The organism is Pseudoxanthomonas suwonensis J47, assembly GCF_000513955.1.
GTDB classification, from domain to species: Bacteria; Pseudomonadota; Gammaproteobacteria; order Xanthomonadales; family Xanthomonadaceae; genus Pseudoxanthomonas; species Pseudoxanthomonas suwonensis_C.
Genome location: NZ_KI911328.1, coordinates 17,873 through 42,210, shown reverse-complemented (window position 1 = coordinate 42,210; position 24,338 = coordinate 17,873). Strand labels below are relative to the sequence as shown.

The window sequence follows — 24,338 nt, the reverse complement described above, 5'->3', positions numbered from 1 at the left end:
GTCCGGGCGTGGCCGTTGATCCCGGCCACGCCCGAGGCGCCCCAGGGCGCCCCCCATCCCCCACACAGGAATCCCGAACCATGAACACTTCTTCCCGCATCGCCCTGGTCACAGGTGCCACCCGCGGCATCGGCCTGGAGACCGTGCGCCAGCTGGCCCGGGCCGGCGTGCACACGCTGCTGGCCGGACGCGACCGCGCCCGCGCGGTCGAGGCCAGCCTCGATCTGCAGTCGCAGGGGTTTCCGGTCGAGGCGATCGCGCTCGACGTCAACGACGGCGCCAGCATCCGCGAGGCCGCGGCCGAGGTGCAGCGCCGCCATGGCCGCCTCGACATCCTGGTCAACAACGCCGGCATCCTCATCGACGACGCGGCCCTCAAGCCCTCGCAACAGTCGCTGGAGACCTGGCGCGCCACCTTCGAGACCAACCTGTTCGCCGTGGTCGAGGTGACCCGCGCGTTCCTGCCGCTGCTGCAGGCCTCGCCGTCCGGCCGCATCGTCAACGTCTCCAGCATCCTTGCCTCGCTCGCGCTGCACGTCGATCCGTCCTCGCCGATCTACGGGATCAAGCTCCCGGCGTACAACGCATCCAAGAGCGCGCTGAACGCCTTCACCGTGCACCTGGCCTGGGAACTGCGCGAGACCGCGATCAAGGTCAACGCCATCCATCCGGGCGCGGTGAAGACCGACATGAACCCGAGCGCGCAGATGGACGTCGTCGATGGCGCCCGCAGCAGCGTGGCCATGGCCCTGCTGGACGACGACGGCCCGACCGGCACCTTCACCCACCTGGGAGAACCGCTGCCATGGTGACCCGGATGATTTCGGCCATCCTCGCGATGGCCGTGCTGTCGGCCGGCGCGCTCGGCCCCGACTACCGCACCGCCGTGCGCCTGGTCCTGACGGACGAGCACGCACCCGACGGTGGCTTCAACGAGTTCGACGAGGTGCTGCCATGGTGATCCGCATGATTCCGGCCATCCTTGCGATGGCCGTGCTCTCCGCCTGCGCGGTTGGTCCCGACTACCGCGCGCCCGCGCCGCAGGCGGTGGAACTGCACAACGCCACGGTCGAGGGCGTGCAGGCCGGCCAGTCGCCGGTGGTCGAGTGGTGGCGGCAGTTCGAGGATCCGGTGCTCGAGCGCCTGGTGTCCGATGCGCTGGTCGCCAACCCTGACCTGCGCCTGGCCGCCACGCGCGTGCAGGCCGCGCGCGCGGTGTTCACCGAACGCCGCCTGGATCCGTGGCCGCACGTGGGCGCGGGCGCCGAGGGCGAACGCGTCCGCCAGCCCGACGCGGTGGGTGGCGGGATCGAGGAAACCTACAGCCTCGGATTCGACGCGGCCTGGGAGCTGGACCTGTTCGGCCGCCTGCGCCGCGGCGCCGAGGCCGCGCGCCGACCTGGAGGCCGAGCAGGCCACCTTGCAGGATGTGCAGGTCAGCGTCGCCGCCGAGGTCGCGCGCAACTATTTCCTGTTGCGCGGCGTGCAGAAGCGCATCGCCGTGTCCGAGCAGACCCTGGCCAACCTGGCCCAGACCCAGCAGCTCACCGAGACCCGCTACGAGCTGGGCGCCGGCAGCGCGCTTGACGTCAACAGCAGCCGCGCGCGACTGAAGGCGATCGAGGCCGACATCCCGCTGCTGCGTTCGGCCGAGACCGCCGCGCGCTACCGCCTGGCGGTGCTGCTGGGCCTGCAGCCGGGCAGGCTCGACGCCTGGCTGGCGCCGCAGGAAGTGCCGCCGATCGCGCGGCCGTTGCCGCTGGGCGATACCCGCGAACTGCTGCGCAACCGTCCCGATGTGCGCGCTGCCGAGCGGCGCCTGGCCTCGGCCACCGCGCGCGTTGGCGTGGCCACGGCGGACCTGTTCCCGCGGATCAGCATCCGTGGTTTCGCCGGCTTCCTCGCCGGCGACTTCTCCGGACTGGTGTCGGGCAACAACGAGGCCTGGTCGGTGGCTCCGTCCATCAGCTGGGCGGCGTTCGACATGGGCAGCGTGCGCGCGCGCCTGCACGCGGCCGAGGCCGGCGCGGACGGGGCGGCGGTGCAGTACGAGAAGGCCGTGCTCGCCGCGCTGGAAGACGCGGAGAACGCGCTGCACGACTACGCGCGCCGCCAGGAACGGCTGCGCATCGTGGTCGAACAGGCGGCCGCCGCACGCGAGGCCGAACGCCTCGCCCAGGCCGGCTACCGCGAGGGTGCGCAGGACTTCCTGACCCTGCTCGACGCCCAGCGCACCCAGCTGGCCGCCGACGACGCCCTGGCCGATGCCGAGGCGGCGGTGAACATCGCCGCGGTGGCCGTGTACAAGGCGCTGGGCGGGGCAGGGGTTACGCAGGCGCCTGGACTCGCCGCAGCGGAGCTAGGCCAGGCGACGCGCCGCTGACGGCTTCGCGGCGGCTTGACGGCGCGCCGGCGATGGTGCGCCGATGGAATGGTTCGACCAGTTGCGGGCACTGCCGGGCGTCCTCTATGCGATGGCGCTCGGCGGTGCGATCGGTTACGAGCGCGAGCTCCGCAACCGCCCGGCCGGCTTCCGCACGCACATGCTGGTGGCCGGCACCGCCGCGCTGCTGCTCGGCCTGAGCCGGATGGTGCTCGAGGACGGGCAGTATGGCGGTGCCGGCCTGCAGATCGATCCATTGCGCCTGGTCGAGGCGGTGGTCGCCGGCGTCTCCTTCATCGGTGCCGGCACCATCTTCGCCAGCCGCGGCGGCGAGAGCGTGCAGGGCATCACCACCGCCGCCTCGCTGCTGGCGGTGGCTGCGATCGGCATCACCGTCGGCTTCCGTTACCACGTGCTGGCGCTGGCCATCACCGTGCTGACGCTGCTGGTGCTCACCGTGCTGAGCTGGGTCGAGCGGCGGGCCAGGGACCGCGCGACCACGCCCGGAGACTAGGCAGTGCTGTCCGCGTCGCCGGTCAGACGCGGTCCTCGATGCCGTCGACCCTGGCGTGCGAGGCGCAGTGCGCGCAGCAGAAGAAGCGGCCGTCGTGTTCGGCGCCGTGGCCGATGATCCGGCAGCCGCAGTGCTCGCAGGTGGGGGCGACGGCGTGGATCGCGCACTCGAACGAGTCGTAGGTGCCGCGGGTGCCATCGGCCTGGATGATCTCGAAGGCCTTGTCGTAGTCGTTACCGCAGACGTCGCAGCGTGCCATGGGGTTCTCCGTGAACGTCGGGACGTGCCATTGCAGCGCGCTCGCCGTGAAATCAGGGCGACGGTCGCGCGAAGCCGCGGTCGAGCCCGGCCGCAGCGGTGCGCAGGTCTTCGAGCAGTTGCGCGCGGGCGGCATCGCGGTCGGGTCCGCGCATGCGCAGGATCGCGGACGGATGCCAGGTCGCCAGGGCATGTGTTTCCGGTCCCAGCACCTGCCATCGTCCGCGTTCGCGCAGCAGGCCGAAGCCGTTGCCGAACAGCGTGTGCGCGGCCATCGCGCCAAGCGCGACCACCACTGCCGGCCGCAGGCGGTCCAGCTCGGCGGCCAGCCATGGCCTGCACGCGGCCTGCTCGGCGGCATTGGCGCGACTGTGCAGGCGGCGCTTGCCGCGCATGCGGAACTTGAAGTGCTTGACGGTGTTGGTCAGGTAGACCTGCAGCGGGTCGATCCCGGCCTCGGCCAGCAGCTCGCGCAGCAGGCGTCCCGCCGGCCCGACGAAGGGCTTGCCCTCCAGGTCCTCCTCGTTCCCCGGCTGCTCGCCGACCAGCATAAGCCGCGCGCGGCCCGGGCCGGCGCCGAACACGGTCCGGGTGGCATCGCGCCAGAGCGGGCAGCGGCGACATCCGGCCGCCGCGCGGCGCAGTGCCGCCAGCGAGCCGCCGGGCACTTCGTCGACCGGCTTGGCCAGACGGGGCGGCTCGGGTCTGCGGGCACGGGGCGGGACCATGGCGGCAGGCTGGCGCCGGTGCCGTGGCGCGGCGGTGAACGGATGAACCCCCGCCCAGCAGCATGCAGGCCGAGCTTGAAGCGGGGCAGGGGCGTCCCTACACTGCATGGTGTCTGGCGATACGCTCGCCCGAAGTTTCCGGGGGTGTCCTGGTTTCGACGGGGGTCGCGAAATCGACCGGCGCATGCCGAGGGGGCAGCTTTCCTCGTTAATCCAGCGGCAAAACTCATAGTTGCCAACGACGACAACTACGCTCTGGCCGCTTAAGGCCTAGCCCCGAACCCACTTGTGCCCGTGCTCGTGGATGTAGGGTCACTATCACGGGATCGCCAGCGGTGGCTGCCTGTCAGCCGTCGGTTAGAACAAAGCAGGCTGGTTCCGCGGCGCGCTTCGCACACCGTGCTGCAACGGAACGAGACCCAACGGTGAGCTAAGCATGTAGTGCCGGAGATGGAGTGCCTTCGGACGGCGGTTCGACTCCGCCCACCTCCACCAACAGGAAACCCCGGCCTTCACCGGCTGGGGTTTTTTCTTTCCGGCCCAGGATTCCCGGCGCCGTCCAGACCAACCTGTACGCGGTCTAGGCGTCGCGCGCGCGCGCGCCGCAGCGGATGCGGCTGTTCCCGGATTTCACCGCGGAGAAGCTGCAGGGGTGAGGGCTTCTGTCGTGGGGCGCGAAGACTGGCGTGTGGATCCTGCCTGCTGGATCGCCTGATGGGTTTGGCGGGTGATTGCGAGGCTTCCCGACAGGGTGCTTCGAAGGGCGATCAAGGGAACGAGGCGACCAGCTCCAGTTCGCCGGCTTCGTTCTCGGCTTCGATCCGGGTGGGGATGTAGCGCAGGCCGGCGCGGGAGTCGGCGATGACGCGGGCGATGGCCATGGCCTGCTCCCGTTCCAGGAACCAGAACGACGGCTTGCCGTTGTCGATCAGGCGCCAGCCGCCGTGGGATCCGACCAGTTGCAGGGTACTGCTGCTGTGCATCGCTTCCGACCTCCCTGAAAGGTTCCCCGGCCCGGCATCCTGCCGGCGACCTTGTCCGTTGCAGAGCGGTTCCATGTCAATCGTGCAAGCCGTTCTGCCGGGGCACCGATAGCTTGCTCGGCGGGCAGGCCAGGGGACAGTCGGCCAACGGCTCGGGCTGGTGTAGGAAAAGTCCTACCCGGGCCTGGATGGCCTGGGCCGTGCGTCGAGCGCGTTCGTGGACGTGGCGGGGCCGCGCGGCATGGCGCAGGCACACAAGGGGAAATCCACCGCGCGGAAGAGGGCGCTCAGGCGTCCTTGTTGTGCCGGCGCATGGCGCGCTGCTTCTCGCGCTGCCAGTCGCGTTCCTTGGCCGTATCGCGCTTGTCGTGTTCCTTCTTGCCCTTGGCCAGGGCGATCTCGACCTTCACCTTGTTGCCGCTCCAGTACATCGCGGTCGGCACCAGGGTGTAGCCGTCGCGCTGCACGCGGCCGATCAGCTTGTCGATCTCGTGCCGGTGCAGCAGCAGCTTGCGCGTGCGCCGGTCGTTGGCAATGACGTGCGTGGAAGCCTGGATCAGCGGGGTGATCTGCGCGCCGACCAGGTAGATCTCGCCGTCCTCGACATAGGCGTAGCCGTCGGTGAGGTTGGCGCGGCCGGCGCGGATCGCCTTCACTTCCCAGCCCTGCAGCGCCAGGCCGGCCTCGACCCGTTCGATCAGGTGGTATTCGTGGCGCGCGCGCTTGTTCAGGGCGATGGTGCGGTTGGCCGGCTCGCGCTTGGCCTTTGCCTTATCATTGGGCGGCTTCTTGCTCATCCCGCCATTGTCGCCCAATCCGGGCCTCTCCGGACACGCTCCACCCCATGCCGACCATCCACCGCAGCGCCCTCGTCGCGCACCCGTCATCGCGCATGTTCGACCTGGTGAACGACGTGGCGGCCTATCCGCGGCGCTTTTCCTGGTGCGAGCAGGCGCAGATCCTGGAGCAGTCCGAGGACCGCATGGTCGCGCGGCTGGACCTGGGCCTGGGTTCGCTGCGCACCTGGTTCACCACCGAAAACCGGCTGGTGCGGCCGACCCGGATCGACATGCAGCTGCGCGACGGGCCGTTCCGCCGCCTGCACGGGGTGTGGGAGTTCCATGCGCTGGACGAGGCGGCGTGCAAGGTCACCCTGACCCTCGACTTCGAACCGAATTCGCGCCTGCTCGGCCCGGTGTTCGCGCTGGGCTTCCAGGGCCTGGCCGACCGCATGGTCGACGACTTCGTGCGCGTGGCCGACCGCGAGGCCTGAGCCGCATGCGCGTGCAGGTCGTGATCGCCTGGCCGCACCGGTTCCTGCAGCGCGAGGTGCTGCTGGAGGAGGGCGCCTGCGTGGCCGATGCGGTGCGCGCGGCGGCGCTGGGCCACGACGACGAGGTGGCCGGCTACGCGGTGTTCGGGGCGGCGGCGGCGCCTGCGACGCCGCTGCGGGATGGCGACCGGGTGGAGCTGCTCAGGCCGCTGCAGCTGGACCCGAAGGAAGCGCGGCGCCGGCGCGCGCAGCGCCAGCGCGGCGGCTGAGGATCAGCGCCGGCGCTTGTCCTTGTCCTTGGCCAGGTTCGGGCCGAACTGCCTGTAGGCCTTGCGCGACAGTTCCAGGTCCTGTTCCGGGAAGTAGTCGCCTTCCCAGCGCACCAGGGTGTCGTTCTCGAAGTACAGGGTGAAGGTCTTGCCTTCCACCGTGCCGCGGCGGTTGGTGCGCTCGGTGGCGGCGTAGTCCCAGCGCTGGGCGTGGAACGGATCCTGGATCGAAGGCGTGCCGAGCAGGCCGGCGACCTGCTGCTTGCTCAGGCCCGGACGCAGCTGGTCCACGGCTTCCTTCTCCATCAGGTTGCCCTGGTAGATCGGCTGCTTGTAGAGGATGCCGCAACCGGTCACGGCGAGGGTCAGGGGAGCGATCAGCAGCAGGCGTCGGAAGCTTGGCATTGCAGGCACGCAGGACGGAAAGTCGCCCGATGATACACTCCCGGCGCACCCTGGGGCCGGCTGCGGGGGATCGGTGGTAAACCGGCAGTGAACGAGGAGAAGAAGATGGAATCGAACGACCTGCGCCGCGTCGGGCTGAAGGTGACCCACCCGCGCATGCGCATCCTCGAACTGCTGGAAGAGAAACAGCCGCAGCACCACCTGACCGCCGAGGACATCTACCGCCGCCTGCTGGAGAACGGCGACGAGATCGGCCTGGCCACGGTCTACCGGGTCCTGACCCAGTTCGAGGCCGCCGGCCTGGTGATCAAGCACAACTTCGAGGGCGGCCAGGCGATGTACGAGCTGGACCGCGGCGGCCACCACGACCACATGGTCGACGTGGACACCGGCAAGATCATCGAGTTCGAGAGCCCGGAAATCGAGAAGCTGCAGCGCGAGATCGCCGCCCGCCACGGCTACGAGCTGGAAGAGCACTCGCTGGTGCTCTACGTGCGCAAGAAGCGGCGCTGAGCCGCGCGCCCGCGGCCGTGGGGCGGCCGCTCCCCCTGGAGAATTGACCGTTTAACGGGTGCCGGTACGGCGCTGGCGCCTGCCGGCGGCCGTCCCGGCAGCCTCGTCCGCGGCCACCGCCGCGTCCAGCAGCCGCCGGGCCGCCGCATGGGCCTCGGCACCGATCTCCACGCCGCCGAGCATCCGCGCCAGCTCCAGCTCGCGGCCGGCGTCGTCCAGCAGTTCCACCGCGCTGCGGGTGATGCCTTCCACCGGGGCCTTGCTGACCCGGTAGTGGGCGTGGCCCTGCGCGGCCACCTGCGGCAGGTGGGTCACGCACAGCACCTGGCGGGCGCGGCCGAGCGCACGCAGCTTGCGGCCGACGATCTCGGCCACGGCGCCGCCGATGCCCGAATCGACCTCGTCGAAGACCATGGTCGGGACCGCGTCCGAACCCAGCGCCGCGACCTCGATCGCCAGCGAGATGCGCGACAGCTCGCCGCCGGAGGCGACCTTGCGCAGCGGCCGCGGCGGCTGGCCGGCGTTGGCCGCGACCAGGAACTCGACCCGCTCGGCGCCGTTGGGATCGGGGCGGCGGGCCTCGACCGGCTCCAACTCGACCAGGAAGCGGCCGCCGCCCATGCCCAGCTCGTCGATGATCGCGGTGGTGGCGGCGGCCAGCGCCGCGCCGGCGGCGCGGCGGGTAGCGCTGAGCGTGTCGGCGGCGGCCTGCCAGGCGGCCGCAGCAGCGGCGATCTCGCCATCGAGCTGGTCCAGGCGCTCGCCGGCGCCGCGCAGCTTCTGCAGCTCGGCGGCGATGCCGTCGCGGTGCGCGGCCAGGCCGGTGACCGGCAGGCGGTGCTTGCGGGCCAGGTCGTGGATCCGGCCCAGGCGGCGCTCCAGTTCCTCGAAGCGGGCCGGGTCCAGCTCCAGGTCGTCGCGGATCCGGCCGACCACGGCCAGGGCTTCCTCCAGCTGCACCGCGGCGCCCTCGAGCAGGGCGTCGGCCTCGCCGAGGCGCGGCTCGTGTTCGGCGGCACGGGCCAGGCCGGCGCGGGCCTGCTGCAGCTGCCGTGACAGCGAAGGGCCGTCGTCGCCGCCGAGGCGGGCGAGGGCGTCGTCGCAGGCGGCGATCAGGCCGGCGGCGTTGGCCTGGCGGCGGTGGGCGGCGTCCAGCGCCTCCAGCGCAGCCGGGTCCAGGTCCTCGCGCTCCAGCTCAGCCAGCTGGTGCTCCAGCCAGCCGATCCGGTCGGAGACGTCGCCCTGTGCCTGCAGCGCCTCGCGCTCGTCCAGCAGCGACTGCCAGGTGGCGGCGGCGGCGCGAACGCGGGCGCGCTCGGCGTCGTTGCGGGCATGGGCGTCGAGCAGGGCCAGCTGGCTGGCACGGGAGAGCAGGGACTGGTGTTCGTGCTGGCCGTGGATCTCGACCAGCAGCCCGGCCAGCTCGGTGAGCTGGGCGAGGGTGACCGGGCGGCCGTTGATCCAGGCGCGGGAACCGCCGTCGGCGCGGATCACCCGGCGCAGCTGGCACTGGCCGTCCTCGTCCAGTTCGTTGCCGCGCAGCCAGTCGCGCGCGGCCGGGTTGCCGGCCAGGTCGAAGTCGGCGGACAGCTCGGCGCGTTCGCAGCCGTGGCGGACCACGCCGCTGTCGGCGCGCAGGCCGGAGAGGAAACCGAGGGCGTCCACCAGCAGCGACTTGCCGGCGCCGGTTTCGCCGGAGATCACGGTCATGCCTGGCCCGAACTCCAGTTCGGTGGCGCGGACGACGGCAAAGTCCTTCAGGGCGAGATGGGTCAGCATGGCGGCATTGTAGGGGCGGCTGGGGTGGGCGCGAATCCGTCGCGCGGGAGCATCGCCGGGCGCCGTCGCGCAGGCTGAGATGCGACCCCGGGCCGGCTTGCAAAGGTGCCGGGCGGCCGCTATCTAACGGCCATGATCGCCCAGCCGTCCCCGCCGATACCCCCGCTGGACCCGCGTGCGCGCCAGCTGCTGCGGACCCTGATCGGCCGCTACATCCGCGACGGCGAACCGGTCGGCTCGCAGACCCTGGCCCGGCTGTCCGGGCTGGACGTGAGCCCGGCCACGATCCGCAACATCCTCGCCGACCTGGAGGACAGCGGCCTGCTCAGTTCGCCGCACGCCTCCGCTGGGCGGGTGCCCACCGCGCAGGGCTACCGGGTCTTCGTCGACAGCCTGCTGCAGGTCAAGTCGCTGGGCGAGCGCGAACTGGCCCGGCTGCGCGCGGAGCTGACCGCTGGCGCGCCCGGCACCCAGACGCTGCTGGACAACACCTCCGAGCTGCTGTCGGCGATGACCCACTTCGTCGGCGTGGTCAGCGCGCCGCAGCGCGGGCAGTTCGCCTTCCGCCAGATCGACTTCGTGCCGCTGGGCGGACGCCGGGTGCTGGCGATCGTGGTGTTCGCCGATGGCGAGGTGCAGAACCGGGTGATCGAGCCGCAGCGGGTGTTCGAACCGGCCGAGCTGGAGCGGGTCGCCAACTACCTCAACGCCCACTGCAGCGGCCGCCCGCTGGCGCAGATCCGGGCGATCCTGCTGGACGAGCTGCGCCAGGCCCGCGACGAGATGGAGCAGCTGCTGTCGCAGTCGGTGGAACTGGCCGCGCAGGCGCTGGAGCCGCCAGGCGAGGACATGGTCGTGGCCGGCCAGACCCGGCTGATGGGCCTGCAGGACCTGTCCGACGTGGAGCGGCTGCGCGAGCTGTTCGAGGCCTTCGCCCGCAAGCGCGAGATCCTGCAGCTGCTCGAACGCACCCAGCGCGCTCCCGGGGTGCGCATCTTCATCGGCGAGGAAACCGGCCTGGCGCCGCTGGAGGGTATCTCGGTGGTCGCCGCCCCGTACGCGGCCGGCGGCCAGGTGCTGGGCGTGCTGGGCGTGATCGGCCCGACCCGGATGGCCTACGACAAGGTGATCCCGGTGGTCCAGGCCACCGCCGACCTGCTCGGCTCGGCGCTGCAGGTTCCCGGCGAGGATCCCGCCGCCCTGCCTTGAATCGCTCCTGTACGGCCCCCATAGGTTCGGGATAGGCGGCCGGGAGCGCCGCCAGGGAGCCAATTTGCATGACCGAAGACCAGAACACGCCCCCCGCCGACAACGCCGAGGCCAGCCTGGAAGCCCAGCTGCGCGATGAGATCGAGGCGCTGCGCGGGGAGCTGGAGCAACTGCGGGCCGATTCCCTGCGCGAGCGCGCCGACCTGGAGAACCAGCGCAAGCGCGTGGCCCGCGACATCGAGATGGCCCGCCGCTTCGCCAACGAGAAGCTGCTGGCGGAGCTGCTGCCGGTGTTCGACAGCCTCGATGCCGGCCTGGCCGCCGCCGGCGACCAGCCCAGTCCGCTGCGCGACGGCCTCGAGCTGACCCTGCGCCAGCTGCTGAAGGTGGCCAACGACAACGGCCTGGCCGTGGTCGATCCGCTGGGCCAGCCGTTCAATCCCGAACACCACCAGGCCATCAGCCAGGCCGATCCGGGCGATGCCGCGCCGGGCAGCGTGCTGCAGGTGTTCCAGAAGGGCTACCTGCTGAACGAGCGCCTGCTGCGCCCGGCCCTGGTCGTGGTCGCGCGCCACGACTGAACGGTCGCCGCCGCGGCGACGCCTACTTGAACGGCGCCGGCGGGACCCTATCTAGCGAACAGGGCCGACGCAGACCGGCCGGAAAAATTCTCCGAGGGAGCAAAGACACATGAGCAAGATCATCGGCATCGACCTGGGCACCACGAATTCGTGCGTGGCGATCATGGAGGGCGGCAAGGCCCGCGTGATCGAGAACGCCGAGGGCGACCGCACCACCCCGTCGATCGTTGCCTACACCAAGGACGGCGAGGTCCTGGTCGGCGCCCCGGCCAAGCGCCAGGCGGTCACCAACCCGAAGAACACCTTCTACGCGGTGAAGCGCCTGATCGGCCGCAAGTTCACCGACGCCGAGGTGCAGAAGGACCTGGACCTGGTCCCGTACGCGATCAGCCAGCACGACAATGGCGACGCCTGGGTGGCCACCTCCGACGGCCGCAAGATGGCCCCGCAGGAGATCTCGGCCAAGGTCCTGGAGAAGATGAAGAAGACCGCCGAGGCCTTCCTGGGCGAGACGGTCACCGAGGCGGTGATCACCGTCCCGGCGTACTTCAACGACAGCCAGCGCCAGGCGACCAAGGACGCCGGCCGCATCGCCGGCCTGGACGTCAAGCGCATCATCAACGAGCCGACCGCGGCGGCCCTGGCCTACGGCCTGGACAAGGCCGGCGGCGACCGCAAGATCGTCGTCTACGACCTGGGCGGCGGCACTTTCGACGTGTCGATCATCGAGATCGCCGAGGTCGACGGCGAGAAGCAGTTCGAGGTGCTGGCCACCAACGGCGACACCTTCCTCGGCGGCGAGGACTTCGACAAGCGCGTCATCGACTACCTGGTCGAGGAGTTCCAGAAGGACCAGGGCATCGACCTGCGCAAGGACCCGCTGGCCCTGCAGCGCCTGAAGGACGCGGCCGAGCGCGCCAAGATCGAGCTGTCGAGCGCGCAGCAGACCGAGGTCAACCTGCCGTACATCACCGCCGACGCGAGCGGCCCGAAGCACCTGACCATCAAGCTGACCCGGGCCAAGCTCGAGGCGCTGGTCGACGACCTGGTCCGCAAGACCATCGAGCCGTGCCGCACCGCGCTGAAGGACGCCGGCCTGCGCGCCAGCGACATCGGCGAGGTGATCCTGGTCGGCGGCCAGACCCGCATGCCGAAGGTGCAGCAGGCCGTGGCCGAGTTCTTCGGCAAGGAGCCGCGCAAGGACGTCAACCCCGACGAGGCCGTGGCGCTGGGCGCCGCGATCCAGGGCGGCGTGCTGGCCGGTGACGTCAAGGACGTGCTGCTGCTGGACGTGACCCCGCTGTCCCTGGGCATCGAGACCCTGGGCGGGGTGATGACCAAGATCATCGAGAAGAACACCACGATCCCGACCAAGGCCTCGCAGGTGTTCTCCACCGCCGACGACAACCAGTCGGCCGTGACCGTGCACGTGCTGCAGGGCGAGCGCGAGCAGGCCCGCTTCAACAAGTCGCTGGCCAAGTTCGACCTGACCGGCATCGAGCCGGCGCCGCGCGGCATGCCGCAGATCGAGGTGTCGTTCGACATCGACGCCAACGGCATCCTGCACGTGTCGGCCAAGGACAAGAAGACCGGCAAGGAGCAGAAGGTCGAGATCAAGGCCGGTTCGGGCCTGTCCGAGGAAGAGATCCAGCGGATGGTCCAGGACGCCGAGGCGCACCGCGAGGAGGACCGCAAGTTCCACGAGCTGGTGCAGGCGCGCAACCAGGCCGACGGCCTGGTCCACGCCACCCGCAGCGCTATTACGGAACACGGCAGCAAGGTGCCGGGCGACGTGATCGGCCGGGTCGAGGCGGCCATCGCCGAGCTGGAGACCGCGCTCAAGGGCGACGACAAGGCCCAGATCGAGGCCAAGTCGAAGGCGCTGGAGGAGGCCGGCCAGTCGCTGTACGCCGCGGCTGCCGCCGCCGCGCAGGGCGGCGATGCCGGTGCCGCGGGCGCCAGCACCGGCGCTGCCCAGGACGACGTGGTCGATGCCGAGTTCACCGAGGTCAAGGACGACAAGAAGCCGTGATTGGTGACTGGTGATTCGTGATTAGGAAAGAGCGGGGCCCCCGGGCTCCGCTCTTTTCCGGCGAGTCGCCGTGGATGTGTACCCTCGAATCACCAATAACGAATCACGAATCACTGCCTCCTGATGAAACGCGACTACTACGAAGTCCTCGGTGTATCCCGCACCGCCAGCGACGAGGAACTGAAGAAGGCCTACCGCCGCTGTGCGATGAAGCACCACCCGGACCGCAATCCGGGCGATGCCCAGGCCGAGGCCCTGTTCAAGGAGTGCAAGGAGGCCTACGAGGTCCTGTCCGATCCGGCGCGGCGCCGCGCCTACGACGCGCACGGCCATGCCGCCTTCGAGCATGGCATGGGCGGCGGTGGCGGCCCGGCCCCGGACATGGGCGACATCTTCGGCGACATCTTCGGGACCATCTTCGGTGGCGCCGGCCAGCGCGCCGCGCGCCGTGGCGCCGACATCGGCTACGTGATGGAGCTGGACCTGGAGGAAGCGGTCGCCGGCATCGAGAAGCGCATCGAGATCCCGACGCTCGCCGAATGCCACCACTGCCGCGGCAGCGGTTCGGAGGACGGCAAGGTCGACACCTGCGGCACCTGCCTGGGGCGCGGCCAGGTCCGCTTCCAGCGCGGCATCTTCACCATGCAGCAGACCTGCCCGGACTGCGGCGGCCGCGGCCAGTCGATCAGCAACCCGTGCAAGCACTGCCACGGCGCCGGCCGCATCGAGGACGAGAAGGTCCTGTCGGTGAAGATCCCCGCCGGCGTGGACAGCGGCGACCGCATCCGCCTGCAGGGCGAGGGCGAGGCCGGCCCGCCGGGCACCCCGCCGGGCGACCTGTACGTGGAAGTGCGCGTGCGCGAGCACGAGATCTTCCGCCGCGACGGCGACGACCTGCATTGCGAGGTGCCGATCCGCATCTCCCAGGCGGCGCTCGGCGACGTGGTCAACGTGCCCACGCTCGACGGCGAGGCGGAGATCCGCATTCCGGCCGAGACCCAGACCGGCAAGGTGTTCCGCCTGCGCGGCAAGGGCGTGCGTTCGGTGCGCAGCCGCGCGCCGGGCGACCTGTACTGCCGCGTCGTGGTCGAGACCCCGGTCAACCTCACCGCCGAGCAGCGCGAGCTGCTGGAGAAGTTCGAGGCGACCTTCACCGGCGAGGAGGGCCGCCGGCATTCGCCGCGTTCGGCCACCTTCCTCGACGGGGTCAAGTCGTTCTGGGACCGGATGACCTCGTCCTGACATCGACGCCGCGCGTTTCCTGCGGGATCCCGCGGGAAACGCGCCGGAACCGGCATGGTTCCGTTGCACCTGAAACGCTGCGCGCCGCCCCCCGGGGCGGCGCGTTAGCATGTGGCGTCTCCAATGACGAACCACGCATGAGCGACGCACTGGAAAGCCACCTGGTCCACGAACGGCGCAACCGGCCGCAGGGACCGTTGCCGGTGGACCTGGTCTCGGTGCAGTCGCAGCTGGCCTACGGCCATGCCGGCAACAGCTCGGCAGTGCCGGTGCTGCGCATGCTCGGCGTGCGCGTGGTCGAGGTGCCGACCACGCTGTTCAGCAATACGCCTTTCTACGCGACCCTGCGCGGCCGCGTGCTGCCTTCGGACTGGGTCGCCGACCTGCTGCGCGGCCTGGACGAACGCGGCGTCACCGCGCGCGCGCCGATGCTGCTGTCGGGTTATTTCGGCAGCGTCGCCAACGGCGAGGCCTTCGCCGAATGGCTCGAGCGCCACCATGCCGCCGGCGCCGCGCCGCGCTACCTGCTCGATCCGGTGATCGGCGATACCCACACCGGTCCCTACGTCGAACCGGGCCTGGAGCAGGTGTTCGTCGAACGCCTGCTGCCGCTGGCGTGGATGGTCACGCCCAATGCCTTCGAACTCGGCCGCCTGGCCGGCATGCCGGCGCTGCACGAGCCGGATGCACTGCGCGCGGCCCGCGCGCTGCTCGAGCGTGGCCCCGAATGGGTGCTGGCGCACAGCGTCGCCGGCGAGGGCGATGGCCTGGTGACCCTGCTGGTCGGCCGCGAGGGCGCGTGGCGCCTGCATTCGCCGCGTCTGGACGTGGACGTGGCAGGCACCGGCGACGTGCTCTCGGCGCTGATGGCGACCTTCCTGCTGCGCGGCGAGACTCCGCTGCGGGCCGCCGAACGCGCGCTCGCCGGCTGCCACGCCACCCTGGAATCGACCCTGGCCCATGGCTGGGAAGAGCTCGACGTGCTGGCCGCGCCGGCCGCCGCGCTCGAGGACGGGGCGCCGCGCTTCCCGGCGGAGGCGCTGTGAGCGAAACCCCGGTGTCGTCGCAGGTCGCGCCGGTGATCGGCGTGGTCGGCAGCGCCGGCGCCTACGGCGTCTGGCTGCGCGGGTTCTTCGAACAGCGCATGGGCCTGCAGGTGCTCGGCCACGATCCGGCCGATCCGCAGAGCGATCCGCCGGAGCGGTTGCTTGACCAGGCCGACGTGCTGGTGTTCGCCGCGCCGATCCGGCACACCCCGGCGCTGATCGCCGACTACGCCGCGCGCTCGGCCGGGCGCGAACTCGGACGCCTGTGGCTGGACATCACCTCGCTCAAGCAGGCGCCGGTGGAGGCGATGCTGGCTTCGCAGGCGGAGGTCGTCGGCCTGCACCCGATGACCGCGCCGCTGAAGACGCCGACCCTGAAGGGCAGGGTGGTGGTGGTCTGCGAGGCGCGCCTGGACGCGTGGCGGCCGTGGCTGCAGCGCCTGCTGGACGCGCTGCAGGGCGAGTACGTGCGCACCACGCCGGCCCACCACGACCGGGTCATGGCTGCGGTGCAGGCGATGGTGCATGCCGCGCACCTGGGCCAGGCCGGCGCCCTGCGCGGCCTGGCCGCGGAGCTGGGCGGGCCGGCGGCGCTGATGCCGTTCCGGTCGGTGGCCTTCGAGATGGACGCGGCAGTGATCGCGCGGATCCTGTCGCTGAATCCGGAAATCTACGAGGACATCCAGTTTGGCAACCCGCATGCCGGCGAGGCGCTGGCGCGGCTGGGCGAGGAGATCGAACGCCTGCGCGCGCTGGTGGCGCGCGGCGACGAGGCCGCCCGCGCCGAGTTCCGCCGCCACTTCCTCGATGCCAGCCGCGAGGCCTGGGGCGAAACGGCGACCGCCGAGGGCAGCTATACCTTCGAGCGCGTCGGCTACCTGCTGGCCGACCTCACCGAGACCCGGCGCCTGAGCGTGCACCTGCCCGAGGACCGGGCCGGCTCGTTGCGCGCCCTGCTCAACGTGTTCGAGGCGCGCGGGATCAGCCTGTCCTCGATCCACTCCTCGCGCACCCCGGCCGGCGAGGTGCATTTCCGCATCGGCTTCGACGCCGGCGCGGACGTGGCGACCCTGCGCGCGGCCGCCGAGGAGATCGACAGCAGCGGGGTGGGGCGGGTACTGGAACGGCCCTGAGGCCTCAGTCGGCGGTCAGCACCAGGGTGCCGTCGGCGACGGCGAAGCGGTTGTCCTTGCGCACCAGGCGCTGGCCGTCGGACAGCTCGTAGCGCAGCGCCGGCTTGCCGTCGGGACCGCCCTGTTCGTCATGGAATTCCAGGATGATGTAGGCGTTGCCGTCGTTGCCGGTGGCGGGAAACTGGCGGAATGACATGGTGCCTCCTGTGACGGAGCGCCCCCTGCGGGCGCATGCCTCCATTATTCGGGCCATTCCTTAAGCAGCGGTTGCCGCGCCGTGAAGGTTCCATGCAGGGCGGCGCGGCCGGCTACAATGGGACCCATGACTACCCAATACACCCTGTCCCGTCGCGCCCAGGCGCTCACCAGCTCGGCCATCCGCGAGATCCTGAAGGTCACCGAGCGTCCCGAGGTCATCTCCTTCGCCGGCGGGCTGCCGTCCCCGGCCACCTTCCCGGTCGAGCGCATGCGCGAGGCGACGGAGAAGGTGCTGCGCGAGGCCCCGCAGGCGGCGCTGCAGTACGGCCCGACCGAGGGTTTCACCCCCCTGCGCGAGTGGATCGCCGAACGCCTCAGCCGCGGCGGCGCGAAGATCGCGGCCTCGCGGGTGCTGATCACCACCGGTTCGCAGCAGGGCCTGGACCTGCTGGGCAAGGTGCTGATCGACGAAGGCAGCAAGGTGCTGGTGGAAACCCCGAGCTACCTCGGCGCGCTGCAGGCGTTCTCGCTGTTCGCGCCGCAGTTCGCCTCGCTGCCGAGCGACGAACACGGCATCGTCACCGACGCGATCTCGCCGGAGCAGCTGGCCGGCGCGCGCTTCCTGTACTGCCTGCCGAACTTCCAGAACCCGACCGGCCGGCGCATGCCGCTGGAGCGCCGCAAGGCGCTGGTCGAGCTGGCTGCCAAGGCCGGCGTGCCGCTGGTCGAGGACGACCCGTACGGCGAGCTGTCCTACGGCGGCGAGGCGCTGCCGAGCCTGCTGTCGATGAACCCGGACGGCGTGATCTACATGGGCTCGTTCTCCAAGGTGCTGGCCCCGGGCCTGCGCCTGGGCTACGTGGTCGCCCCGGAAGAGGTGCACGCGAAGATGGTCCAGGCCAAGCAGGCCGCCGACCTGCACACCCCGTCGTTCTCGCAGCGCATCGTCTACGAGGCGGTGCAGGACGGCTTCATCGACCAGCACATCCCGCAGATCCGCACCCTGTACGCGGCGCAGTGCCAGCGCATGCTGGACGCGCTGCAGTGCGAGTTCCCGGCCGAGGTGACCTGGAACCGCCCCGAAGGCGGCATGTTCATCTGGGTCAACCTGCCCAAGGGCCTGGACAGCGGCAAGCTGCTGGCCAAGGCGATCGAGCGCAACGTGGCCTTCGTGCCGGGCGCGCCGTTCTACGCGGTCGATCCGCAGACCCACACCCTGCGCCTGTCCTTCGTGACCGTGCCGGGCGAGAAGATCGACACCGGCGTCAAGATCCTCGGCGAGCTGCTCAAGACCGAGATCGCGGCCCTGCCGGCCGCGGCCTGACCAATCGATGACCGCGGCGCGACGCCAGGCAACCGGCGAAGCGCCGCATGCACGGGAGGCGCGGTGACCCCGCGCCTGCTGGCCCGCATCGACGCGGTCCTGACCGGCCGGGCGGTGGACTACACCCGGCCCGGCAGCCGCAGCGCGATCGCCAAGCAGCCCGTGGCCGGGCCGGTGCTTGCCGGCCCCGAGGGCCTGGTCGGCGACGAGCAGGGTGACCGCCGCGTGCACGGCGGCCCCGACAAGGCCATCCATCATTACCCGCGCGACCACTACGCGACCTGGCGTGGCGAGATCGGCGCGCATCCGCTGCTCGAGGCGCCCGGCGCCTTCGGCGAGAACATCAGTACGACCGGCGTCACCGAGGCCGACCTGTGCCTCGGCGACCGCCTGCGCCTTGGGGCGGCCATGGTCGAGGTCTCGCAGGGCCGGCAGCCATGCTGGAAGCTGTCCGACCGCTTCGGCGTGGCGGACATGGCCCGCCGCGTCCAGGACAGCGGCCGCAGCGGCTGGTACTACCGCGTGCTCGAACCGGGCGAAGTGGGCGCCGGCGACGAGCTGGTGCTCGTCGAACGTCCGTATCCGGATTGGACGCTGCCGCGGCTGGCGGCGCTGTTGTACCGGCGCACGCTGGATCGCGGTGAACTGGAAGCCGCGCTGGCGCTGCCGCTGGTGCCGTCGTGGCGGACCGTGTTCGAGCGGCGCCTGCTGCGCGGAGAAACCGAGAGCTGGGATTCGCGACTGGGCGGACCCGGACCCTGAGCCCCCGTAGAGTCGGGCTTGCCCGACTCCCACGCCTGGATGCCGGCGCGCAAAAAGCAGCGGACCCGGACCCCTGTAGAGTCGGGCCTGCCCGACTCCCACGCCTGGTGATGCCGGCGCGCAAGAGCAGCGGGGCAGAGCCCCGCTCTACGAAGGGGTTGCAGGCGCGGGAGGGGCAGCGGGGCAGGCCCCGTACAGGCGCTGGCGGCGCAGCGCAAGGCGGCGGGGCGAATCCCGCCAGCGGATGATCTCACCGCCGCTGCGCCATCCGCCGGGCCAGCTCGTCCGGCGGCAGGCCCGGCGCGAACAGGAAACCCTGGCCGACCGGCACGCCCAGCTCGAGCAGGAAGCGCCGCTGCGCCTCGCGCTCCACGCCTTCGGCGACCAGGCCCAGGCCGAGGCTGCGCGCGATCGCGCTGACCGCCTCGCACACCGCCACGTCCGAGCGGTTCTCCGGTACGCCCTCGACGAACAGCTGGCTCAGCTTGAGCCCGTGGATCGGCAGCCGGCGCAGGTAGTTCAGCGCGCTGTAGCCTTCGCCGAAGTCGTCGATGGTCAGGACCACGCCCATCCGCCGCAGCTCGGCGAAGATCCGCAGCGTGGCCGGCGCGTCCTCGATCAGCACCCGCTCGGTGAACTCCAGCTCCAGCGCCGAGCCGGGCAGGTCGAACTCCTGCAGGGTCTCGCCGACCTTCACCGCCAGGTCCTCGCCGACGAACTGGCGGTAGGAGACGTTGATCGCCACGCGGACCACGCCCAGGCCCTGTTCCTGCCACTCGCGCGCCTGCCGGCAGGCCTCGCGCAGCACCCAGTCGCCGATGCGGACGATGTCGCCGGTGGTCTCGGCATGGCCGATGAACAGGTCCGGGCGCAGTTCGCCCAGCTGGTGGCTCTGCCAGCGGATCAGCGCCTCGGTGGCGACGATCTGGCCGTCGCGCAGGTTCACCTGCGGCTGGTAGACCAGGCGGAACTCGCTGTTGTCCAGCGCCCGGCGCAGCTGGGTCTCGATCTGGAGGCGGTCCTGCTGCTTCTGCGCCAGGTCCGGGGTGAACACCTGCCAGCCGTTGCGCGCGCGCCGCTTGCAGTCGTACATCGCGGTGTCGGCGTTCTGGATCAGCTGCTGCGGCCGGCTGCCATGCTCGGGCGCGTAGGCAATGCCGATGCTGGCGCTGATCGTGAACTCGTCCTCGCCGAACAGGAACGGCACCGACAGCGCGTGCAGGATCGCCTCGGCCAGGCGCGGCGCCTGCTCGCGCTCCCTGCCGTCGCACAGCACCAGGAACTCGTCGCCGCCGAAGCGCGCCAGCAGGCCCTCGGTGCCGATGGCGTGGGCGATGCGCTGGCCGGTGCGCACCAGCAGGTCGTCGCCGGCGCCGTGGCCGAGCACGTCGTTGACCGTCTTGAAGCGGTCCAGGTCGATGTACAGCACCGCCACCTCGGACTCGGACGGCTCGCGCAGGCGCGCGTCCAGTTCGCCGAGGATGGCGTCGCGGTTGAGGATGCCGGTGAGCGGATCGGTGCGCGCCTGGATGCGCAGGGTTTCCTCGGCCTGCTTGCGCTCGGTGATGTCTTGCACGGTGCCGGCGATGCGCGGGGAGGCGTGGTTGCCCGGTTCGACCTCGCCGATCATGCGGATCCAGAAAGCGTGGCCGTCGCCGCGCACGCCCTGCAGCTCCAGGTCGAAGCCGTCGCGGGTCAGGAACACGCGCTCCAGCGCCGCTTCCACCCGGTGCCGGTCGCCGCCGCGCAGGCGCGCGAGCAGGTCGTCCATCGTGTGGCGTCCCGGTTCCAGGCCGACGATGCGCAGCGCCTCGTCGGTCAGGTACAGGCGCTGGCGGCCGCGGTCCCATTCCCAGCCGCCGATGTGGGCCAGCGACTGGGCGCGGTCGAACAGGGTGTTGTCGCGCTTGAGGTCGGTGATGTCGCTGAACAGCACGAAGACGTGGTCGGCCTCGGCGCGCCCGGAGGAGAACACCGGGACCGTGGTTGCCGAGATCCAGACCATGCGGTCGCTGGGCAGGTGGTGCAGGCCGATGGTGGTGGAGGGCACGATCTGGCCGCTGCGCAGCGCGCGCTGCGCCGGCCACTCCGACTCCGGCAGAACGCGGCCATGCTCGTCGAGGATGGTCCACTGCCGCAAGGACGATGGCGCGTTGATATCGCTCTCGAGGTTGGAGCCGAGGATGCGGTGCGCGGCCGGGTTGGCCGACAGCAGGCGGAAGTTGCGGTCCAGCAGCAGCACGCCCTTGTCGATCGATTCCACCAGCAGGCGGTAGCGCGACTCGGCCTGCCAGCGCCCGGACAGGTCACGCGCCACCGCGATGATGCAGCGCCGGCCGCCATGCATGAAGCCGGCCGAGTGCACCTCCACCGGGAAGCGGCTGCCGTCGCCGCGCATGTTGGTCACTTCGATGACGTAGGTCTCGCCGCGGTTGAGCGATTCCCACACCGGCTTGAGGTGGTCTGGTGGCAGGTCGGGGTTGAGGACCTCGATCGGCTGGCCGACGATCTCGTTGCGCGGCCGGCCGTAGGCGCGCACGCCGGCGCGGTTGAGGTCCAGGACGATGCCGGTTTCGCTGAGGATGCTGACCGGGTCGGGGACCGCGTCGAACAGGGCGTGGTAGCGCAGGCGCGCCGTTTCGCCTTCGGCGAGGGCGTCATGCAGGGCGTCGCGGGTCTGCTGCAGCAGCTCGCGGATGTCCGCCGGCAGGGTGCGGCCGGCGAGGGCGGCCTCGAGCGCGGCCAAAACCGCCTCCGGCTCCGCGCGCTGCGCGGCCTCGGGGGCGGCCTGGCCGGCGGCGTTCATGCGCCTTCCAGGGCCCGCCCGACCTTGCTGCCGGTCTGCCGCCCCAGCCGCATGGCCAGCCAGCGGCCGGTGTCGGCCAGCGCATCCAGGTCGATGCCGGTGTCGATGCCCATGCCGTGCAGCATATACACCAGGTCCTCGCTGGCAACATTGCCGCTGGCGCCCCGGGCGTAGGGGCAGCCGCCGGTCCCGGCCACCGCCGAATCGGCCACGCGCACGCCTTCCTCGATGCAGGCGGCGACGTTGGCCAGGGCCTGGCCGTAGGTGTCGTGGAAATGCACGGCCAGCGCCTGCATCGGCACTTCCGCGGCCACCGCCTGCAGCATCGCACGCGCCTTGCGCGGGGTGCCGACGCCGATCGTGTCGCCGAGCGAGATCTCGTAGCAGCCGAGCTCGTGCAGGCGGCGCGCAACGCGCACCACGTCGTCCAGCGGCACCTCGCGTTGGTAGGGGCAGCCGAGCACGGTGGAGACGTAGCCGCGCACGCGCACGCCGTCGGCGCGGGCGCGGGCCAGCACCGGCTCGAAGCGCGCGATCGACTCGTCGATCGAGGCATTGGTGTTGCGGCGGTTGAACGCCTCCGAGGCGGCGGTGAACACTGCGACCTCGTCGGCGCCGGCGGCGCGCGCGCGTTCGTAGCCCTGTTCGTTCGGCACCAGCACCGGGTAGGACACGCCGGGACGGCGCTGGATGCCGGCCATGACCTCGGCGGCGTCGGCCAGCTGCGGCACCCATTTCGGGCTGACGAAACTGGTCGCCTCGATGCTGCGCAGGCCGGTGGCGGAAAGACGGTCGACCAGCTCGATCTTGTCGGCGGTGGCGACCATCGCCGGCTCGTTCTGCAGCCCGTCGCGCGGGCCGACCTCGACGATGCGGACGAAGTCGGCCATCACGCCTCCGCCGCGGCCACGACCGCGAGCACCGCGTCGGCCTCGACGAAGTCGCCGGCGGCCGCACGCAGCTCGGACACCACGCCGTCGCGCGGGGCACGCACCGTCAGCTCCATCTTCATCGCCTCCATCACCAGCAGCTCGGCTCCGGCCTGCACCGCCTGGTCAGGCTGCACCTTCACCAGCACCACCCGGCCGGGCATCGGCGCCAGCACGCGGCCGTCGCCGCCGCTGCCGCCGGCATCCTGCCCGCGCTCGGCCGGCAGCCAGCGCAGCGACAGGCGGCGCTGGCCGTCGTGCAGTTCCACCGTGTCCCCGTCGAAGTGGCATCCCCACTGGCGACCCTGTCCGTCCATACGCAATTGCAGGCGGTCGCCGGCCAGGCGGGCACCGGCCACCTCGTGGACGGTCTCCCCGGCTTGGACCTGCCAGTCGCCGCCATGCCCCGTGGCCGCCAGCGCGTGCACCGCCGTGCCGGCCTGCAGGCGCAGGCGGCGCGGCGCACGGCCGTGCAGGCGCCAGCCGTCGGACAGGTGCCAGGGCGAGGTCGGGTCGCCGCTGGCGGCCGCGCGTGCGGCCTCCCGGGCCTGCTCGCGCAGGAGCAGGGCGACCGCGCCGGCGGTGAGTACTTCGGCGGGGACGGCCTGGTCGCCGGCGAGGAATTCGTCCAGGTGGCGGTCCAGGTAGCCGGTGTCGATCCGACCCTCGACCACCGCCGGATGCCGCGCCAGCGCCTCGAGGAAGGCGAGGTTGGTCTTCGGCCCGGCGACGTGGCACTGGGCCAGCGCTTCGCGCAGCCGCGCCAGCGCGCGCGGCCGGTCGGCGTCGTGGACGATCAGCTTGGCGATCATCGGGTCGTAGTGCACGGTCACCGTGTCGCCGGCTTCCACGCCGGCATCCAGGCGCACCTGCGGCGAGGCTTCCGGCAGCGCCAGCGCGCGCAGGGTGCCCGACGCCGGCAGGAAGCCGGCGTCCGGATCCTCGGCGTACAGCCGCACCTCGATGGCGTGGCCATTGCGCGGGATTCCGTCCTGCTCCAGCGGAAGCGGTTCGCCGGCGGCCACGCGCAGCTGCCATTCGACCAGGTCCAGCCCGGTGACCATCTCGGTGACCGGATGCTCGACCTGCAGGCGGCTGTTGATCTCCATGAAATAGAACTGGCCGTCGCCGTCGACGATGAACTCGACGGTGCCGGCGTTGACGTAGCCGATCGCGCGCGCCGCGGCGACCGCGGCCTCGCCCATGGCCGCGCGCAGCTGCGGGGTGACGAAGGGCGAGGGCGATTCCTCCAGCACCTTCTGGTAGCGGCGCTGCGCCGAGCACTCGCGCTCGTTGAGGTGGATCACGTTGCCATGGCTGTCGCCAAACACCTGCACCTCGATGTGGCGCGGCGAGGTGACGTAGCGCTCCAGCAGCACGCGGTCGTTGCCGAAGGCGTTGCGCGCCTCGCGCTGGCAGCTCTCCAGCGCGGCCATGAAGTCGTCCAGGCGATGGACCACGCGCATGCCCTTGCCGCCGCCGCCATGGGCGGCCTTGACCATCAGGGGGAAGCCGGTGCGCGCCGCCTCGGTGGCCAGCGTGTTCGGCGACTGGTCCTCGCCGGTGTAGCCGGGCACCACCGGCACGCCGGCGGCGGCCATCAGCTGTTTGGCGCCGGCCTTGCTGCCGAGCTTGCGCATGGCCGTGGCTGGCGGGCCGATGAACACCAGACCGGCCGCGGCCACTGCCTCGGCGAAGCCGGCGTTCTCGGACAGGAAGCCATAGCCCGGGTGGATGGCCTGGGCGCCGCTGCGCAGCGCCGCCTCGATGACCCGGTCGCCGCGCAGGTAGCTGTCGCCCGTCGCGGCGCCGCCGATGCAATGTGCCTCGTCGGCCAGGCGCACGTGCAGGGCGCCGGCGTCGGCCTCGGAGTACACGGCCACGGTGGCGATGCCCAGCCGGCGGCAGGTGCGGATCACGCGGCAGGCGATCTCGCCGCGGTTTGCAATCAGGATGCGTTCGAACATGGAG

At 71.3% G+C, this 24,338-nt stretch carries 23 protein-coding genes, 1 other RNA gene and 2 pseudogenes; 16 read left to right on the top strand and 10 right to left on the bottom strand.

Features of this window, described 5'->3' with window-relative positions; all coding sequences use genetic code 11:
• Positions 1-80 precede the first annotated feature (80 nt).
• The 4 genes and pseudogenes from M503_RS0111575 to M503_RS0111560 all read left to right on the top strand — a co-directional run bounded on the left by M503_RS0111575 (position 81) and on the right by M503_RS0111560 (position 2,897).
• Positions 81-812: an SDR family oxidoreductase gene (locus tag M503_RS0111575; RefSeq protein ID WP_028920239.1), complete on the top strand. Its 732-nt coding sequence runs from the start codon at positions 81-83 to the stop codon at positions 810-812.
• Positions 806-961 carry a hypothetical protein gene (locus tag M503_RS17500; protein ID WP_155952055.1) on the top strand — a complete coding sequence of 52 codons (156 nt, stop codon included), beginning with the start codon at positions 806-808 and terminating at the stop codon, positions 959-961. Before M503_RS0111575 ends, M503_RS17500 begins: the two co-directional genes overlap by 7 nt.
• Positions 955-2,383 (top strand): annotated as a pseudogene (locus M503_RS16405) (efflux transporter outer membrane subunit). Before M503_RS17500 ends, M503_RS16405 begins: the two are co-directional and overlap by 7 nt.
• A gap of 43 nt (positions 2,384-2,426) precedes the next feature.
• Positions 2,427-2,897 (top strand): MgtC/SapB family protein, encoded by a 471-nt coding sequence (locus M503_RS0111560; protein WP_028920240.1) that lies wholly within the window; start codon positions 2,427-2,429, stop codon positions 2,895-2,897.
• Between the two features lie 22 nt (positions 2,898-2,919).
• Here the strand turns inward: M503_RS0111560 and M503_RS0111555 are convergent, their stop codons facing one another.
• Entirely contained in the window at positions 2,920-3,156 is a 237-nt protein-coding gene (locus M503_RS0111555) for a hypothetical protein (RefSeq protein ID WP_028920241.1), read from the bottom strand.
• A 52-nt stretch (positions 3,157-3,208) separates the two neighbouring features.
• On the bottom strand, positions 3,209-3,883 hold the full coding sequence (locus M503_RS16400) for a UdgX family uracil-DNA binding protein (protein ID WP_051414561.1): 675 nt from the start codon (positions 3,881-3,883) through the stop codon (positions 3,209-3,211).
• A 140-nt stretch (positions 3,884-4,023) separates the two neighbouring features.
• Here M503_RS16400 and ssrA point away from each other — a divergent pair.
• Positions 4,024-4,378: a transfer-messenger RNA gene (ssrA, locus tag M503_RS17185) on the top strand.
• A 272-nt stretch (positions 4,379-4,650) separates the two neighbouring features.
• On the opposite strand, the gene M503_RS0111545 is transcribed toward ssrA, so the two are convergent.
• Complete coding sequence (locus M503_RS0111545; protein WP_028920242.1) at positions 4,651-4,866, bottom strand: hypothetical protein; 216 nt, start codon at positions 4,864-4,866, stop codon at positions 4,651-4,653.
• A gap of 287 nt (positions 4,867-5,153) precedes the next feature.
• Positions 5,154-5,663 carry an SsrA-binding protein SmpB gene (gene smpB / locus M503_RS0111540; protein ID WP_028920243.1) on the bottom strand — a complete coding sequence of 170 codons (510 nt, stop codon included), beginning with the start codon at positions 5,661-5,663 and terminating at the stop codon, positions 5,154-5,156.
• Between the two features lie 47 nt (positions 5,664-5,710).
• Between smpB and M503_RS0111535 the strand changes: the two genes are divergently transcribed.
• The gene (locus M503_RS0111535) at positions 5,711-6,139 is read left to right on the top strand and encodes a type II toxin-antitoxin system RatA family toxin (RefSeq protein ID WP_028920244.1); all 429 of its coding nucleotides are present in this window, start codon (positions 5,711-5,713) and stop codon (positions 6,137-6,139) included.
• 5 nt (positions 6,140-6,144) lie between these two features.
• Positions 6,145-6,408: an RnfH family protein gene (locus M503_RS0111530; RefSeq protein ID WP_028920245.1), complete on the top strand. Its 264-nt coding sequence runs from the start codon at positions 6,145-6,147 to the stop codon at positions 6,406-6,408.
• A 3-nt stretch (positions 6,409-6,411) separates the two neighbouring features.
• Here the strand turns inward: M503_RS0111530 and M503_RS0111525 are convergent, their stop codons facing one another.
• A complete protein-coding gene (locus M503_RS0111525) occupies positions 6,412-6,813 on the bottom strand; it encodes an outer membrane protein assembly factor BamE (RefSeq protein ID WP_028920246.1) in 402 nt (133 codons plus the stop codon).
• Between the two features lie 105 nt (positions 6,814-6,918).
• Here M503_RS0111525 and fur point away from each other — a divergent pair, with 105 nt between their 5' ends.
• Positions 6,919-7,326 (top strand): ferric iron uptake transcriptional regulator, encoded by a 408-nt coding sequence (gene fur / locus M503_RS0111520; protein WP_024869911.1) that lies wholly within the window; start codon positions 6,919-6,921, stop codon positions 7,324-7,326.
• Between the two features lie 51 nt (positions 7,327-7,377).
• Here the strand turns inward: fur and recN are convergent, their stop codons facing one another.
• Positions 7,378-9,105 carry a DNA repair protein RecN gene (recN, locus tag M503_RS0111515; protein WP_028920247.1) on the bottom strand — a complete coding sequence of 576 codons (1,728 nt, stop codon included), beginning with the start codon at positions 9,103-9,105 and terminating at the stop codon, positions 7,378-7,380.
• 132 nt (positions 9,106-9,237) lie between these two features.
• On the opposite strand from recN, the gene hrcA reads away from it, so the two are divergent.
• From hrcA to M503_RS0111485, 6 genes and pseudogenes are all read left to right on the top strand, one after another.
• Positions 9,238-10,314, top strand: a complete 1,077-nt coding sequence (gene hrcA, locus M503_RS0111510) for a heat-inducible transcriptional repressor HrcA (protein ID WP_037061312.1) — start codon at positions 9,238-9,240, stop codon at positions 10,312-10,314.
• 68 nt (positions 10,315-10,382) lie between these two features.
• Positions 10,383-10,895: a nucleotide exchange factor GrpE gene (grpE, locus tag M503_RS0111505; RefSeq protein WP_024869914.1), complete on the top strand. Its 513-nt coding sequence runs from the start codon at positions 10,383-10,385 to the stop codon at positions 10,893-10,895.
• 100 nt (positions 10,896-10,995) lie between these two features.
• A pseudogene (dnaK, locus tag M503_RS0111500) lies at positions 10,996-12,927 on the top strand (molecular chaperone DnaK); the annotation flags it as partial.
• 120 nt (positions 12,928-13,047) lie between these two features.
• A complete protein-coding gene (gene dnaJ, locus M503_RS0111495) occupies positions 13,048-14,169 on the top strand; it encodes a molecular chaperone DnaJ (RefSeq protein ID WP_028920250.1) in 1,122 nt (373 codons plus the stop codon).
• 137 nt (positions 14,170-14,306) lie between these two features.
• Complete coding sequence (gene pdxY, locus M503_RS0111490) at positions 14,307-15,215, top strand: pyridoxal kinase (RefSeq protein ID WP_028920251.1); 909 nt, start codon at positions 14,307-14,309, stop codon at positions 15,213-15,215.
• Positions 15,212-16,348 (top strand): prephenate dehydrogenase, encoded by a 1,137-nt coding sequence (locus tag M503_RS0111485; protein WP_231472367.1) that lies wholly within the window; start codon positions 15,212-15,214, stop codon positions 16,346-16,348. The genes pdxY and M503_RS0111485 overlap by 4 nt, the downstream gene beginning before the upstream one ends.
• A gap of 4 nt (positions 16,349-16,352) precedes the next feature.
• On the opposite strand, the gene M503_RS0111480 is transcribed toward M503_RS0111485, so the two are convergent.
• A complete protein-coding gene (locus tag M503_RS0111480; RefSeq protein ID WP_028920253.1) occupies positions 16,353-16,544 on the bottom strand; it encodes a hypothetical protein in 192 nt (63 codons plus the stop codon).
• A 126-nt stretch (positions 16,545-16,670) separates the two neighbouring features.
• Here M503_RS0111480 and M503_RS0111475 point away from each other — a divergent pair, with 126 nt between their 5' ends.
• Together M503_RS0111475 and M503_RS0111470 are read left to right on the top strand one after the other, a co-directional pair.
• Positions 16,671-17,870 carry a PLP-dependent aminotransferase family protein gene (locus M503_RS0111475; RefSeq protein WP_028920254.1) on the top strand — a complete coding sequence of 400 codons (1,200 nt, stop codon included), beginning with the start codon at positions 16,671-16,673 and terminating at the stop codon, positions 17,868-17,870.
• 63 nt (positions 17,871-17,933) lie between these two features.
• Complete coding sequence (locus tag M503_RS0111470; protein WP_028920255.1) at positions 17,934-18,632, top strand: MOSC domain-containing protein; 699 nt, start codon at positions 17,934-17,936, stop codon at positions 18,630-18,632.
• A gap of 250 nt (positions 18,633-18,882) precedes the next feature.
• Here M503_RS0111470 and M503_RS16895 read toward each other — a convergent pair whose 3' ends face one another.
• The 3 genes from M503_RS16895 to M503_RS0111455 are packed head-to-tail and all read right to left on the bottom strand — an operon-like array spanning position 18,883 to position 24,334.
• On the bottom strand, positions 18,883-21,438 hold the full coding sequence (locus M503_RS16895) for a sensor domain-containing protein (RefSeq protein ID WP_051414560.1): 2,556 nt from the start codon (positions 21,436-21,438) through the stop codon (positions 18,883-18,885).
• Positions 21,435-22,328 (bottom strand): hydroxymethylglutaryl-CoA lyase, encoded by an 894-nt coding sequence (locus M503_RS0111460; RefSeq protein WP_028928267.1) that lies wholly within the window; start codon positions 22,326-22,328, stop codon positions 21,435-21,437. The genes M503_RS16895 and M503_RS0111460 overlap by 4 nt, the downstream gene beginning before the upstream one ends.
• The gene (locus M503_RS0111455) at positions 22,328-24,334 is read right to left on the bottom strand and encodes an acetyl/propionyl/methylcrotonyl-CoA carboxylase subunit alpha (protein ID WP_028928266.1); all 2,007 of its coding nucleotides are present in this window, start codon (positions 24,332-24,334) and stop codon (positions 22,328-22,330) included. The genes M503_RS0111460 and M503_RS0111455 overlap by 1 nt, the downstream gene beginning before the upstream one ends.
• Between the last annotated feature and the right edge of the window lie 4 nt (positions 24,335-24,338).